The organism is Streptomyces sp. NPDC107522 (assembly GCF_055657525.1).
Genome location: NZ_JBVKAU010000006.1, coordinates 354,499 through 367,225 on the forward strand (window position 1 = coordinate 354,499; position 12,727 = coordinate 367,225).

General features: G+C 71.6%; 13 protein-coding genes and 1 tRNA gene. 4 read left to right on the forward strand and 10 right to left on the reverse strand.

Features of this window, described 5'->3' with window-relative positions:
* Positions 1-46 precede the first annotated feature (46 nt).
* Genes ACZ7L6_RS21930 through ACZ7L6_RS21940 form a run of 3 tightly spaced genes read right to left on the reverse strand, consistent with a single transcriptional unit; the run spans position 47 to position 2,481 of the window.
* Positions 47-916 carry a MerR family transcriptional regulator gene (locus ACZ7L6_RS21930; protein ID WP_471926337.1) on the reverse strand — a complete coding sequence of 290 codons (870 nt, stop codon included), beginning with the start codon at positions 914-916 and terminating at the stop codon, positions 47-49.
* Between the two features lie 55 nt (positions 917-971).
* A complete protein-coding gene (locus ACZ7L6_RS21935) occupies positions 972-1,478 on the reverse strand; it encodes a glutathione peroxidase (protein ID WP_471926339.1) in 507 nt (168 codons plus the stop codon).
* 10 nt (positions 1,479-1,488) lie between these two features.
* Positions 1,489-2,481: an ArsR/SmtB family transcription factor gene (locus ACZ7L6_RS21940; RefSeq protein WP_471926341.1), complete on the reverse strand. Its 993-nt coding sequence runs from the start codon at positions 2,479-2,481 to the stop codon at positions 1,489-1,491.
* A gap of 129 nt (positions 2,482-2,610) precedes the next feature.
* Here ACZ7L6_RS21940 and ACZ7L6_RS21945 point away from each other — a divergent pair, with 129 nt between their 5' ends.
* Together ACZ7L6_RS21945 and ACZ7L6_RS21950 are read left to right on the forward strand one after the other, a co-directional pair.
* Positions 2,611-3,813: an MFS transporter gene (locus ACZ7L6_RS21945; protein WP_471926343.1), complete on the forward strand. Its 1,203-nt coding sequence runs from the start codon at positions 2,611-2,613 to the stop codon at positions 3,811-3,813.
* A 265-nt stretch (positions 3,814-4,078) separates the two neighbouring features.
* Positions 4,079-4,906 carry an SAM-dependent methyltransferase gene (locus tag ACZ7L6_RS21950; RefSeq protein ID WP_471926345.1) on the forward strand — a complete coding sequence of 276 codons (828 nt, stop codon included), beginning with the start codon at positions 4,079-4,081 and terminating at the stop codon, positions 4,904-4,906.
* 120 nt (positions 4,907-5,026) lie between these two features.
* On the opposite strand, the gene ACZ7L6_RS21955 is transcribed toward ACZ7L6_RS21950, so the two are convergent.
* The 7 genes from ACZ7L6_RS21955 to ACZ7L6_RS21985 all read right to left on the reverse strand — a co-directional run bounded on the left by ACZ7L6_RS21955 (position 5,027) and on the right by ACZ7L6_RS21985 (position 10,788).
* A complete protein-coding gene (locus ACZ7L6_RS21955) occupies positions 5,027-5,458 on the reverse strand; it encodes an SRPBCC family protein (RefSeq protein ID WP_471926347.1) in 432 nt (143 codons plus the stop codon).
* Positions 5,459-5,643: 185 nt separating this feature from the next.
* Entirely contained in the window at positions 5,644-6,009 is a 366-nt protein-coding gene (locus ACZ7L6_RS21960; RefSeq protein ID WP_471926349.1) for a hypothetical protein, read from the reverse strand.
* Between the two features lie 565 nt (positions 6,010-6,574).
* Positions 6,575-6,650, reverse strand: a tRNA-Arg gene (locus ACZ7L6_RS21965).
* 29 nt (positions 6,651-6,679) lie between these two features.
* Positions 6,680-7,981 carry an MFS transporter gene (locus ACZ7L6_RS21970; protein ID WP_471926351.1) on the reverse strand — a complete coding sequence of 434 codons (1,302 nt, stop codon included), beginning with the start codon at positions 7,979-7,981 and terminating at the stop codon, positions 6,680-6,682.
* Positions 7,982-8,150: 169 nt separating this feature from the next.
* Complete coding sequence (locus ACZ7L6_RS21975) at positions 8,151-9,296, reverse strand: hypothetical protein (RefSeq protein ID WP_471926353.1); 1,146 nt, start codon at positions 9,294-9,296, stop codon at positions 8,151-8,153.
* A 183-nt stretch (positions 9,297-9,479) separates the two neighbouring features.
* Positions 9,480-10,208, reverse strand: a complete 729-nt coding sequence (locus ACZ7L6_RS21980; protein WP_471926355.1) for an isochorismatase family protein — start codon at positions 10,206-10,208, stop codon at positions 9,480-9,482.
* Between the two features lies 1 nt (position 10,209).
* A complete protein-coding gene (locus tag ACZ7L6_RS21985) occupies positions 10,210-10,788 on the reverse strand; it encodes a cysteine hydrolase family protein (protein WP_471926357.1) in 579 nt (192 codons plus the stop codon).
* A gap of 209 nt (positions 10,789-10,997) precedes the next feature.
* On the opposite strand from ACZ7L6_RS21985, the gene ACZ7L6_RS21990 reads away from it, so the two are divergent.
* Both ACZ7L6_RS21990 and ACZ7L6_RS21995 read left to right on the forward strand, forming a co-directional pair.
* Positions 10,998-12,029: a GlxA family transcriptional regulator gene (locus ACZ7L6_RS21990; protein WP_471926359.1), complete on the forward strand. Its 1,032-nt coding sequence runs from the start codon at positions 10,998-11,000 to the stop codon at positions 12,027-12,029.
* A 104-nt stretch (positions 12,030-12,133) separates the two neighbouring features.
* Positions 12,134-12,721 (forward strand): NADPH-dependent FMN reductase, encoded by a 588-nt coding sequence (locus ACZ7L6_RS21995; RefSeq protein ID WP_471926361.1) that lies wholly within the window; start codon positions 12,134-12,136, stop codon positions 12,719-12,721.
* Positions 12,722-12,727: the final 6 nt, after the last annotated feature.

Here is a 12,727-nt window from a genome sequence, read left to right on the forward strand (position 1 = left end):
GTGAGCCCCGGCGCAGCCCGGCCCCGCCCCTCACCGCAAACCCCGGTCACTTCACCGGAAACGCCACGTCACACACGGGGTCCTCGGCCCCCGCCGCGTCCCAGTCCGCGAAGTAGATCTCCCGGCACGGGCCCGCCTGCCACAGCCCGTGCCGCGGGATCCACTGCTCGACCGCCTCGAAGGCGGCCAGGATCTGCGGATGGGCCACCTGGGCCTTGGTGATCCGGGTGTAGGCCAGCCGCTGGGCCGGCTCCACGCGTACCTTCGTCTCCCAGGTACGGCCCTGCTTCTCCAGCCACGCCCGGGCCGCCGCCTCGTCGGCCACCGGCACACAGGACTCGGCGGGCCCGTCGCTCTCCATCGACACGTCGGAGTGGTAGACGACGAACGGCGGTGCGGTGATGCCGCCGCACTCCTTCGCCGCCTCCTCCAGGCGTCCCAGTGACGCGCCGATCCAGGCCGGCAGCTCGCCCGCCAGCACATGCCGCGTCTCGGTGATCAGCACCTGCTCGGGCACGTCCACCGTCTCGACCACGAACTTCCCGTACATCTCGGAGCTCCTCCCCGACAGTCGTCCACGGAGGTACTCGGCGAGTGTCCGCTGCCCCGCCACCCGCGCCTCGACGTCCGCCCAGTACGCGGCGAGCCGGTCGGCGGCCGCGGCCCCGTCCGGGGCCTCGACGACCTCGGCGACCCGGGCCAGCGGCATGTCCAGCTGGCGCAGGAGTGCCACGAGGCGAGCGCGTTCGATCTGGTCGGCGCGGTAGTAGCGGTAGCCGCTCAGCTCGTCGACGTGCGCAGGGGCGAGCAGCCCCAGGCGGTCGTACAGCCGCAGGGCCTTGGCCGACAGCCTGGCCCGCGCGGCGAACGCGCCGATGGTGAGCAGTTCGTCGTCCACGGCCTCATCCTCCGTCACCGGGCGGCTCTTCCGCCCGGTGCGAAGAACGGTCGGCCCTGCCCCAGGGGCAAGGTCAACCGGCCAGCTGACCCTCGATCGCCGTGACGATCTCCGCCGCCTCCGGCTCCGTCTGCGGCGAGAAGCGGGCGACGACCGCGCCGTCCCGGCCGATCAGGAACTTCTCGAAGTTCCAGCGGATGTCACCGCTGTGCCCCTCGGCGTCGGCGAAGCCGACGAGCCGCTCGTACAGCGGGTGCCGGCCCTCGCCGTTCACCTCGACCTTCTCGGTCATCGGGAAGGTCACGCCGTACGTCGCCGAGCAGAACTCGGCGATCTCCTCGGCGCTGCCGGGCTCCTGCCCGAGGAACTGGTTGCAGGGCACGCCGAGCACGGTGAAGCCACGCTCCGCGTACTGCTCCTGGAGCTTCTCCAGGCCGGTGTACTGCGGGGTCAGGCCGCACTTGGAGGCCACGTTGACGACCAGTACGGCCTTGCCGGCGTACTGGGAGAGGTCCGCGGAACCGCCCTGGAGGGCGCCGATCTCGACGTCGAGGGGGGATGCGTTGGTGTCAGCAGTCATAAAGCGGATGCTAGCTCCGGTAGGTACCGGGCCCATGGTCCGGCCCCGCCGCCTTCACCAGCACCGCCCCGGCCGTCGTACGCGAATACAGCACCGACCGCCCCGCCCGCCGCCGCTCCACCAGCCCCGCGTCCAGCAGCACCCGCAGATGCCGGCCGACCGAGCCCAGCCCCTGCCCGGTCACGGCGACCAACTGGGTGGTGCTGAGCGGGGCGTCGAGGAGGACGAGCACCGCTGCCCGCGCGTTCCCGAGCAGCGCTCCCAGGCTCGCGGGAACAGCCCGCCCGCCGGGGTCGGCGAGCGCTCCGGCGCACGCGTAGACGACGGCGTACCGGTCGGGCTCCTCCCAGGACACCCAACCGCCCTTCGGCGTGACCGGCACGAAGACCAGCTCGGCGCCGGAGATCTCGCGGGGCGGGTACTCGTGCAGGTTCACCTGGAGCCGGTTGTCGCCGAGCCAGCGTGTGCTCCCCGGCCGCAGCGAGTCCAGTACGGCCGCCCAGCCGCCCCGGCTCACCCGCGCGGTCCGCGCGACCACGTCGGCCTCCAGGATGCGCCGGCGCCGGTACCAGTCCGGGCGTACGGTCTGCGTCCAGACGTATGCGAGGAGCTCGGCGGCGCGTTCGGGCAGGTCGTCCCGGTCCAGTACGGCGGGGAGGGGCCCCGCGAGGGAAACGGTGAGGTGGGCGCGGGCCGCCTCGGGGCCGGCCGCGCGCACGCGGGCGAGGCCCTCCTCGAAGGTCTCCCCGTCCCTCGGGGTCGGGGTGAGGAAGTCGGCGATCCAGTCCTTCCCGAGCCCGGCCCGCACCAGCCGCGCGGTGACCGGGTCGGCGGCGAGACGGGCCCGGTAGCCGGGCAGATGGGCGTCCAGCCAGGCGCGTTCGCCGGGGTGGGCGGCGGCGGCCGAGTGCAGCAGCTTCAGCGCGGCGAAGGTCTCGGCGAGCGGGGAGAGCACGAACCGGCTTCCGGCGAGGGTGTCGGCGTTGATCTGCCACCAGCCCATGAGTCCTCCAGCCCGTTCAGCCCATGGGCCGCCCCGTCCTCCCCCGTGGGCCGCCCAGTCCTCCCAGCGACCTTTCGCGCCCCGGCGAAACAATAACGACCGCGTTCCCGGCCGCCGCAGACTCCGCGCATGCGCAGCTACCGACAGCTCTTCCGCACCCTGGAGTTCACTCCGCTCTTCCTCGCCTCCTCGGCCAACGTCCTGGCCCAGACGATCAGCGGTCTCGCCCTCGGCACCCTGGTGTTCCGGGCCACCGACTCGCCGCTGCTGTCCGCGGTGAGCATGTTCGGCCCGTCGCTGGCGCAGGTGCTCGGGGCGACCTTCCTGCTGTCCGGCGCCGACCGGCTGCCCCCGCGGTCCGCGCTGACCTGGATCTCCCTCGTCCTCGCCGCCACCACGGCGGTCCTCACGCTGCCCGCACTGCCCCTCTGGACGCTCTTCCTCGTCATCGTCGGACAGGGTCTGGTCGCGTCGCTCGGCGGGGGAGTCCGCTGGGGCCTGGTGAACGAGATCCTCACCAAGGACGGCTTCCTGCTGGGGCGTTCGGTCTTCAACATGATGGCCGGGGTCACTCAGATCACCGGGTACGCGACGGGCGGCGTCCTGGTCGCGCTGCTGTCGCCGCGCCTGTCACTGCTGCTGGCGGCGGCGTTGTACGGGGTGGCGGCGGTCGTGCTCCGCCTCGGCCTCACCGCCCGTCCGCCCCGCGTCCAGGGCCGCCCGTCGGTCGCGGCGACCTGGCACACCAACGCCCTGCTGTGGTCCTCCCGGCCTCGCCGCCTGGTCTTCCTCGCCCTGTGGATCCCCAACGGCCTGATCGTCGGCTGCGAGTCCCTGTACGTCTCCTACGCCCCGGACGCGGCGGGCACGCTGTTCGCCTGCGCGGCGCTGGGGATGTTCGCCGGCGATGTGACGGTGGGCCGTCTCGTGCCGCCCGCGCTGCGCCCGCGGCTCGGCGTACCGCTGCTGCTCCTGCTGGCCGCCCCGTATCTGTTCTTCGCGCTGCGCCCGGCGGCGCCGGTGGCCGCCGTCGCCGTGGCCGTGGCCTCGGTCGGCTTCGGCGCGAGCCTCGTCCAGCAGGAGCGGCTGGTGGCCCTGACCCCCGACGAACTCGGCGGTCATGCCCTGGGGTTGCACGGCTCCGGGATGCTCTCGATGCAGGGGGCGAGCGCGGCGCTGGCGGGTTCCGTGGCCCAACTGACCTCTCCGGCGACGGCGATGACGGTGATGGCGGCGGCGTCGATCGCGGTGACGCTGACGCTGGCGGCAGCGAGGCTTCGGCACGCGGAGGAGAGCGGGCTCGTGGCAGCGGAGGGCTCGCGGGGACTGTGACACCTGGGTCCGCCGGTGCGCTGGACCGGGTAGTCGGGGAGAGGTGCGTCCTCGTACCGTCCTCTTCGACTGAGCGCGGCGGTGGACCGAGCAGCGTCCCCACGGCCCACCGCCGCACCCCTGGGTCTCCCCGCAGGAATGGCCAAAACCTCACGGCGCGTGAGGCGTATCCGCGCCAACTAGCCCGCGTACAAGGGGAGTTCACCTAGGTTGGTTGCGGATTTGACCACCGGCGACGACTCGTACCGATCCCCAGGAGGCCACCGTGCCCGACCCCGACATCCCCCTCGGTGCCACCGCCCGGACGCGGGCCCGGATCGACACCTCCAAGCCGCACTCGGCACGCTTCTGGAACTACTTCGTCGGGGGCAAGGACCACTACGAGGTCGACCGGCGGATCGGGGACGAGATCAAGGAGATCTTCCCCGGCCTCGTCGACGTGGCCGTCACCAGCCGCCAGTTCCTGGGCCGCGCCGTACGCCACCTGGCCGGCGAGGCGGGCGTACGGCAGTTCCTGGACATCGGCACCGGTCTGCCGACCGCCGACAACACCCACCAGGTGGCCCAGCGCGTGGCGCCGGACGCCCGCATCGTGTACGTCGACAACGACCCCATCGTGCTGGCCCACGCGAGCGCCCTGCTCACCAGCACAGCCGAGGGCATGGCGACGTTCCTGGACGCCGACCTGTACGACCCCGGAGGCGTCCTGGAGGCCGCCGCGGGCACGCTCGACCTCTCCCGCCCGGTCGCCCTGATGATCCTCAACACGCTCGGCCACGTCGCCGACCACGACCAGGCCTGCGACCTGGTACGCCGCCTCCTGGCCGGCCTCCCCTCGGGCAGCCACCTGGTGATCAGCGACAGCACGGCCACCAGCGAGGGCATGATCGCCGCGTCGGAGGCGTACAACGCCAGCGGCGCCGTGCCGTACCACGTGCGCAGCATCGGCGAGATCGCCGCCTACTTCGACGGCCTCGACCTGGTGGACCCGGGCATCGTCCAGGTCCCCGAGTGGCGCCCCGACACCCATGGCCCGACGGACCCGGCGACGGCCGCGGTCGACGCGTACTGCGGGGTGGGCCGCAAGCCGTGACGGGCCGGGCGATCGCAGACGGGGCGGTCGGGGGCGGGGCGTTCGGAGGCAGGGCTCAGCGGCGCGAGCGGGTCGCCGCGTACTGCGAGGTGGGCCGTATGCGCTCCTCTCGTGTGCCTGTCACCGCCCCTGCTCCACGTACTCCTTGAACTGCTCGAGATCGCTGCGGACGAGCCGCTCGATCGCGTTCGCCTGGGCGAACCCCTTCGGCCCGCCGAAGGTCTCCCTGACCGTGCCGGGGTCGTACTCGAGCCGCGCCTGGACCCGGGTGTGATCATCGTCGATCGGCAGCAGCGAGAAGGATCCCGCCAGCCCGGGATCGCCCGTGGTGCGCCACTCCAGCACGCGTTCCCCCGCCCGGTCGGAAACCCTGGCCTCGAACTCCCGGGCCCGCCCCCCGGCCTCGACGCCCAGCCGCGTCCGACCGCTCTCCTCCGCACGGGCCTCGCGCACCCCTGCCAGGAAGCGCGGATAGTCCTCCACCTGGTGAAGGCTGTCCCAGGCCGTGTCGATCGGAACTCCGACATCCACGTGTTCTTCGAGGGTGCTCATGGCCACCTCCACGTCCGGCTCATGAAGTCATGACCTTCTGCTTCCAGTGTGCGCCTGGGCCGCCCCGCCCGGCGCCGGTGTTCCCTCCGTCTTGTCCCCGTGTCCCACCAGGCACAAAGCAGCCCGCCGGAAGATCGCTTCCGGCGGGCTGTTCGACACTCCGACGCAGGTCGGCCCCGGGTGAGCTACCTGCCGAGGACGACGGTGTTGTTGCAGCCCTGGGTCGAGCCGAGGACCATGGTCTGCGAGCCGGGCGAGCCCTCGCCGTTGGACCGGTTGCCCTCGCGGCCGTTCTGGAACCCGAACTGGCCCTGTACGACGACGTTCTCCTCGGTCGTCGAGCACGAGGTGCTCTGGCTGATGAGGAGCGTCTTGCCCTCTTTGCTGTCCTGCTTTTGTTTGTGGCCGTGCTTGTGCCCTTGCTTGTGTCCCTGCTCGTGCTTGTGTCCGTGTCCGTGCCCCTTCCCGTCGGCGTAGGCGGTGCCGGTGCCGAGGAAGCCGATGGCGCTGAGGAGGACGGCCACGACAGCGATCTTGCGAGGCTTGCGCATGTCTTCTCCGAGCGTTGAAGCGGACGCTTATGCGATCCGCCACGTCATAAGGTGACGAGAGGTTAATGCGCAAATACCGGATATCTGCTCGTCGGCACGCCGGATCGTCCGACCGGCGAGCAAGCGCACCGGCCACCGCGACCGGCCCAAGTCCCCTGTACGGCCAAGGCATCACGCAGCCGAACGCGGACGTAGGCGCTCCGCGCAGAACCACCCGTGTGGCCGCCGCCAAGGGCGCGAGGCGGCCCGGGCTCCTCGCCGCTCACCCGGGGCGCTGACGAAACTCCCGTGCACCGTCGACGAGTTCGCGAAGCGACAGCGGACACCGCGAACTCGCCGAGCCCTTCAACGGTTTCGCCCTCGGCAGGGCCGGCCTGATCGGCGGGCCGCGGTCCGCCGCGCTGTGGCCGAGGCCTCGACCCGCGGCACCCCGCCCGCGCTCATCACCGCTTCGCTCGCCGACGCCGACTCTCCGCCCGCTCACGCAAACGGCCCCGGACGAGAAGTCCGAGGCCGAGCAGAAGCCCTCTCTGAGGGAGTCTCCCCAGGTCAGAGCGGTAACGCATGGTGCCCCCGGCAGGATTCGAACCTGCGACACCCGCTTTAGGAGAGCGGTGCTCTATCCCCTGAGCTACGAAGGCAAGGATCTCGGCGAGATCCGGCGACTAGCCTAGCGGATAAGGGATCGAGAGTGGGAAGGTTCTGGTTTCCGCAGGTCAGGAGGGGTCTGCGGGGAGTGACTGGATGGGTGGCTGGCGGGGCGTACATGGCCGGGGCGGGCGGCCAGGAGGCCGGTGATCGCTTCCGGTACGACCAGGGCGGTCAGGACGGTGAGCGGTGCGCGCCAGCCGTCGGTGATGTCGTGCAGCAGGCCGATGGCCAGCGGGCCGAGGCCGGCGAGGAGGTAGCCGGTGGTCTGGGCCATCGCCGAGAGGGCGGCGGCGGTCTGCGGGTTGTTCGTGCGCAGGCCGAGGAGGGTCATGGCCAGGGGGAAGGCCGCGCCGGTCGCCGCGCCGAGCAGGCATACCCATACCCAGCCGTACGTGGGGGCCAGCAGCAGGCCCGTGAGGGAGACCGGCTTCGCCACGACCACGGCCACCACCAGGGGCTGCTGGCTGCGCATGCGGGCGGCGGCAAGGGGGACGACGAAGCCCAGGGGGATGCCGATGGTCAGCATCACCGACATCATCAGGCCGGCCTGGGCGGGTGGGTAGCCGCTCGCCTGCATGATCTGCGGCAGCCACGCCACGAGTACGTAGAACATCAGCGAGACCAGTCCGAGGAACGCCGACAGCCACCAGGCGAGCGCGCAGCGCAGTAAGGATCCGCCGGGCGGCTGGGACCTCGCCGTCGCTTTCGGTCCCGCCGTCACTCTCGGCCTCGGCATCGGTGTAGGACGTGGCCCCCTGCGGTGTCTCCCGTCCGCTCCAGGCGCGGCCAGCAGCCCCCACACCACCGCGGCCGGCACCGCCGGTACCGCCCACACCGCAAGGGCGAACTGCCATCCGGCCGCGGCAGCGAGCGGCACCGCGGCTCCGGCTGCGAGGGCGCCCGAGACGGCCATGAGCGTCATGGTGAGGCCGGTGAACAGGCCGGTCCGGTCGGCGAAGTGGTCCTTGATGACGGCGGGCACGAGGACGTTGCCGACGGCGATACCGGCCCCGCACAGCACCGTTCCGGCGTAGAGCGCCGTAGACCAGGGAACGGCGCGCAACGCGGCGCCGAGCGCCAGGACCGTGGCGGCGGCGCACACGGCGGCGTGCGTCCCGAACCGGCGGGACAGCCGGGGCGCGAGCCAGGCGAAGGCGCCCAGGCACAGCACCGGTGCTGTCGCCAGCACGCCGACCTGGGTGCCGGACAGGGCGAGCGCCTGCTGTACGTCCCCGATGAGCGGCGGCGCTCCGGTCATCGCCGCGCGGAGATTGACGGCCAGCAGAATCAGGCCGGCGATGAGCCACAGCCTGGTGTTCACGTGTGTTCCCCCATGCGCGTGCGGTCCCCCGTGGACGTGACGGCGGCCCCCTCCTCCGCACAGGAGAGGGCCGCCGGGCTTTCAACTCGGGCTCCGGTCAGTCGCCCGCGTCGTATCAGTCGCTCGCGCCGCGTCAGTTGCCCGCGTCGCGTCAGTCGCTCGCGCCGTGTCAGACGCTCATGCCGTGGTCGACCGGACACGTCGCCCTGCCCGCGGTGCGGAACGCCACCCCGGAAGCCGCGCCGGAGGCGGTCGTGCCGAGCTGCCTCAGGATCTCGTCGGACAGCAGGTCCTCCTTGCCCTTCAGGGCGTCGGCGACCTTCGCGTCGGACACGAACACGAGCTCCGCGGCGATGTTGTCCTGAACGATCCGCGCCAGGTTGTCCAGCGCCACCCCGATCGGGTCCGACGGCAGCTGCGCCGTGGGGATGTCGATCAGGTGGGTGGCCACCTTCTTCTGGTTCATCATCGGCTTGATGATGATCTCCGCCTGGTTCAGCACCGACGTCGTCCAGATCGACAGCACCACCGTGTACAGGTCGGCCCAGGCGTTCTCGCCGATCTGTGCCCGCCACTTCCTGCACAGGCCCTGCACGCCGGAGATCTGCGCCGCGGAGGCGTGCTGCATGTTCACGCGGATCGACGGGTAGACGCGCCGCGCGAAGTCCTGGAACGAGGCGATGTCGAAGGCGCGGGCGCGGACGGAGTCGGCGATGAAGGTCAGCGCCTCGTCGAGGATCTTCGCGCAGGAGTTGTGCAGCTCCTGCGGCAGGTTCGCCGCGGCGAGGTTGTTCTTCGCGGTGGTCAGCCTGTCGGCGAACGCCTGCAGCGGCGTGGTCCACGCGTCGGTGCCGGGGCCCTTCATGGCCACCATGTCGAGGTCGTGGGCGTCGATCCGGTCGGCGTTGGCGACGTTGGGGACCTTGTCCGACAGGTACTCCGCGATCGTGGAGTAGATCCCCAGCGGCACATGGGCGATGGACTTCGCCAGCTCGAACTCCTCGGCCACCGGGTGCTCGACGTACTGCTTGCCCTGGTGGACGAGGGTGAACGTGCCGCCCTTCGCGTCGTTCTGCACCACGATGACGGGCCCGAGATTCCTGACCAGGTCGGCTTTCAGCGCCGCGTAGTTGGTGCGCATCGCGGCGTTCACGGCGCGCAGGGAGTCCCGGGCGGCGGTCTGTGGGTTCACCGCTTCGGCGGCGGGGGCGGCGTCGAGGGCGGTTGCCGCGGTCGGCGTGGCGGCCGTATGGCCGAGGAAGGCCGCGGCGCCGATGCCGCCCGCGCTGCCGATGAAGGTCCGGCGTGTTGCCATGGCTTGCTCTCCGTAACGAATGGGTCGTCAGGTGTTCCCGCCGTGGGGGAAGCGGTGGTGTGGGGGGAACTGACCCGCCGGGAGCCGCGAAGGGCCGGGACGCGGGGAGCAATGCGAGGAGGGAGTCCCTCTCCGGCGGCGTGGGGCTGGAGGGAGGCCGGAGAGGGGGAACTGCGGGGCGCGCTAGCTCAGCGCGGTGGGGGAGGGGACGACCACGCCGTACAGGTCGGCGATCGTCGCCAGCGCGCTCTCGTGGATCTGCTCGGCGGACAGTCCGCCGCCGACCGAAGGCAGCGGCCGGGTGGCGCAGGCGTTCGCGACCACGGTGGGCTTGTTCCCGCGCAGGAACGCGCCCTCGGCGGTGAACGTCACGCACATGTGCGTCATGAACCCGGCGATGACCAGGTTCTCGTTCCCCGCCCGGTCGACGTGCCCGCCGAGGCCGGTGTTCACGAAGGCGTTGGGGGCCTTCTTCACCACGGTCCTCTCACCGTCGGCGGGCTTGACCCTGTCGTGGATCCGGCCGATCGGTCGGCGGATGTCGTACGGCGAACCCGCGCCGCCGTCATTGACGATGTGGATGACCTTCCCGCCCGCCTCGCGGGTCGCGCTCAGCAGCTCGGCCGCGGCGTCCAGGGCCGCCTGCCAGCCGGTCAGTTCCATCACTCCCCGGGTGTAGGTGTTCTGGTAGTCGACCATGAGCAAGGTGGCGGAGGCGAGCGAAGCCGGTCTGTCGGCCAGGCCGCCCAGCTTGCGCAGCGTCGTCGTGCTCGACGTGTCGGCGTCCGCCGCCTGCGCGGGGGAGCCGCCCAGGCGGGTGGCGCCGAACACCGCGGCGCCGCCGACCAGGGCCGCGCCGCCGGCCCTCAGGAACCCGCGGCGGGACTCACTGCCGCGCCCCGGCCCCGCCATGTCAGGCCAGCTCCTTCCCGGACGCGACGACGACGCCGTACGCGTCGGCGATGGCCGCCAGGGCACTGCGGTGCAGCTCGTCCGCGGACACGTCGACGATCGACCGGGTGGCGCACGCGTCCGCGGGGACGGTCGGCCTGTTGCCGCGCAGGGCCGCGGACGCCGTCGTGTACGCGATGCACATATGGGTCATGAACCCGGCGACGATCACCGTGTCGTTGCCGGCCTCGTCCACGAGCTTGCCGAGGTCGGTGCCGTGGAAGGCGTCCGGGGCCTGCTTGACGACCACGGGTTCACCGTCGACCGGCGCCACGTCGGGGTGGATCGCGCCGATCTCGGTGCGGATGTCGTACGGCGAGCCTTCGCCGCCGTCGTGCTGGACGTGGATGACCTTCGCCCCGGCCCGGCGGGCCCGGGACAGCAGGTCCGACGCCGCTTCCAGGGCGGGCTTCCAGCCGTCGAGTTCCATCACACCGCGGGTGTAGGTGTTCTGGTAGTCGACGAGGACGAGCGTCGAGGACGCGAGGGCCGCGGGGGTGTGGTCGGCACCGCCGAGTTCGCGCAGCGTCTTGCTTGCCACAGGTCTTCTCCAAGGTTCCGGGGGCGTGAGCGGGTGGTGCGACAGGGGTTGTGCGGCACGGGTCGTGCGACACAGGCCGCGCAACACCGGCCGTTCAACACTCTGTTGAACATGTATGCGACGCTATGGCCCGAACCGGGGGGTGGGCAATGACGCGCTATATGCAGAAACCGACACCCATGTCTGCGAGGGAAGCAGGGGGTTGCAGGGTGGGGGCCGTGAATCGATTGATGGTGATGGTGCTGTTCGAAGGGGTCGACCTCCTCGACGTCACCGGGCCGCCGGAGGTGTTCTCCCTCGTCCCGCGCGAGATCCAGCGCGAGGTTCCGTACGACACCACCGAGCGCGTCGGCTACGAGGTCGTGCTGGCCGCCGAGACCCTGGAGCCGGTGACGACGGCGGCGGGCGTACGGATCCTGCCCGACACCACGTTCCAGGACGTCGCCGCACGGGCCATCGACACCCTCCTGGTGCCCGGCTCCGTCGAGGTGGACAGCGAGCGCCGCATCCATCCCGTCATCGAGCCCGGCACGGTGGCCCGGGTGAAGGCGCTGGCCGCCCGCGCCCGGCGCGTCGCCTCGGTGTGCGTCGGCGCGCACATCCTCGCCGCCGCGGGCCTCCTCGACGGCAAGCGCGCCACCACGCACTGGTCGACCGCGCAGCGGCTCGCCGCCGACCATCCGGCGGTGCGGGTCGACCCGGATCCGATCTTCATCCGCGAGGCGGGCGAGGTGTGGACCGGTGCGGGGATCAGCGCCTGCCTGGATCTGTCCCTCGCCCTGGTCGCGGAGGACTTCGGCGAGCAGGTCGCGCTGCGCGTCGCCCGCCAGCTCGTGATGTACCTGAAGCGGCCCGGCGGGCAGTCCCAGTTCAGCGTTCCGCTGGAGCGGGTGTCCACGACACGGCGCATCGAGGACCTGCGGCATCACATCCTGAACCACCTCGACCAGCGCCTCACCGTCCCGGAGCTGGCCGCGTACGCGCACGTCAGCGACCGGCAGCTCACCCGCATCTTCAAGACCGAACTCGGCACGACCCCGCACGCCTACATCGAGTCGCTCCGTGTCGAGACGGCCGGCCACCTGCTGGCGACCACCGACGACACGCTGGAACGCATCGCCTCCGGCTGCGGGTTCGGCACCGTCGACACCCTCATCCGGGCGTTCCGCCGCCGCCTCGCCACGACGCCGAGCGAGTACCGGGCCAGGTTCCGCGCGACCGCGGTCCAGGGAGCGTCCTGACGTACTTGACCTCGAGTTAACTTGAGATTTTACGTTGCTCTGGCGGGCCTCACCCGAGGTGATCCGCGAACTCCCTGCGCAGTCAACGGAATTGAGGCACCTCCATGTCCCAGCCCCCGCTCAAGATCGGCGTCCTCATCGGCAGCGTCCGCCCCGGCCGCCTCGCCGACAAGGTCGCGCAGTGGTTCGTCTCCGAGATCGGCCGGCGCGACGACATGGAGACGCATGTCATCGACCTGTCCGAACCCGCCCTCACCGACGAGCTCAAGCTCACCCTGGAGCGCTCCGCCGCCCCGGACGACGCCCCGACCCTGGCCGAGCGCATCGGTGGGCTCGACGGGTTCGTCGTCGTCACGCCCGAGTACAACCACGGCTACCCGGCCGCCCTGAAGCTGGCCATCGACTACGTCTACCGCGAGTGGCGGGCCAAGCCGGTCGGCTTCGTCTCCTACGGCGGTATGGCCGGCGGCCAGCGGGCCGTCGAGCAGCTGCGCCAGGTCTTCGCCGAGCTGCACGCCGTCACCCTGCGCGACACCGTCAGCTTCCCCATGGCCTGGGAGCGGTTCGACGACGAGGGCCGCCCGTACGACCAGGACGGCACCGCCAAGGCCGCCACCGTGCTCCTCGACCAGCTCGCCTGGTGGGGCCTGACCCTGCGCGAGGGCCGCGCCGCCAGGCCGTACGACGGCTGAACCCGA

What these genes read in the sequence shown, in the direction of transcription:
- ACZ7L6_RS21975 (WP_471926353.1), bottom strand. Translation starts at nt 9,296, where the DNA reads ATGGCAACACGCCGGACCTTCATCGGCAGCGCGGGCGGCATCGGCGCC.
- ACZ7L6_RS21945 (WP_471926343.1), top strand. Translation starts at nt 2,611, where the DNA reads ATGCGCAGCTACCGACAGCTCTTCCGCACCCTGGAGTTCACTCCGCTC.
- ACZ7L6_RS21995 (WP_471926361.1), top strand. Translation starts at nt 12,134, where the DNA reads ATGTCCCAGCCCCCGCTCAAGATCGGCGTCCTCATCGGCAGCGTCCGC.
- ACZ7L6_RS21935 (WP_471926339.1), bottom strand. Translation starts at nt 1,478, where the DNA reads ATGACTGCTGACACCAACGCATCCCCCCTCGACGTCGAGATCGGCGCC.
- ACZ7L6_RS21940 (WP_471926341.1), bottom strand. Translation starts at nt 2,481, where the DNA reads ATGGGCTGGTGGCAGATCAACGCCGACACCCTCGCCGGAAGCCGGTTC.
- ACZ7L6_RS21980 (WP_471926355.1), bottom strand. Translation starts at nt 10,208, where the DNA reads ATGGCGGGGCCGGGGCGCGGCAGTGAGTCCCGCCGCGGGTTCCTGAGG.
- ACZ7L6_RS21960 (WP_471926349.1), bottom strand. Translation starts at nt 6,009, where the DNA reads ATGCGCAAGCCTCGCAAGATCGCTGTCGTGGCCGTCCTCCTCAGCGCC.
- ACZ7L6_RS21955 (WP_471926347.1), bottom strand. Translation starts at nt 5,458, where the DNA reads ATGAGCACCCTCGAAGAACACGTGGATGTCGGAGTTCCGATCGACACG.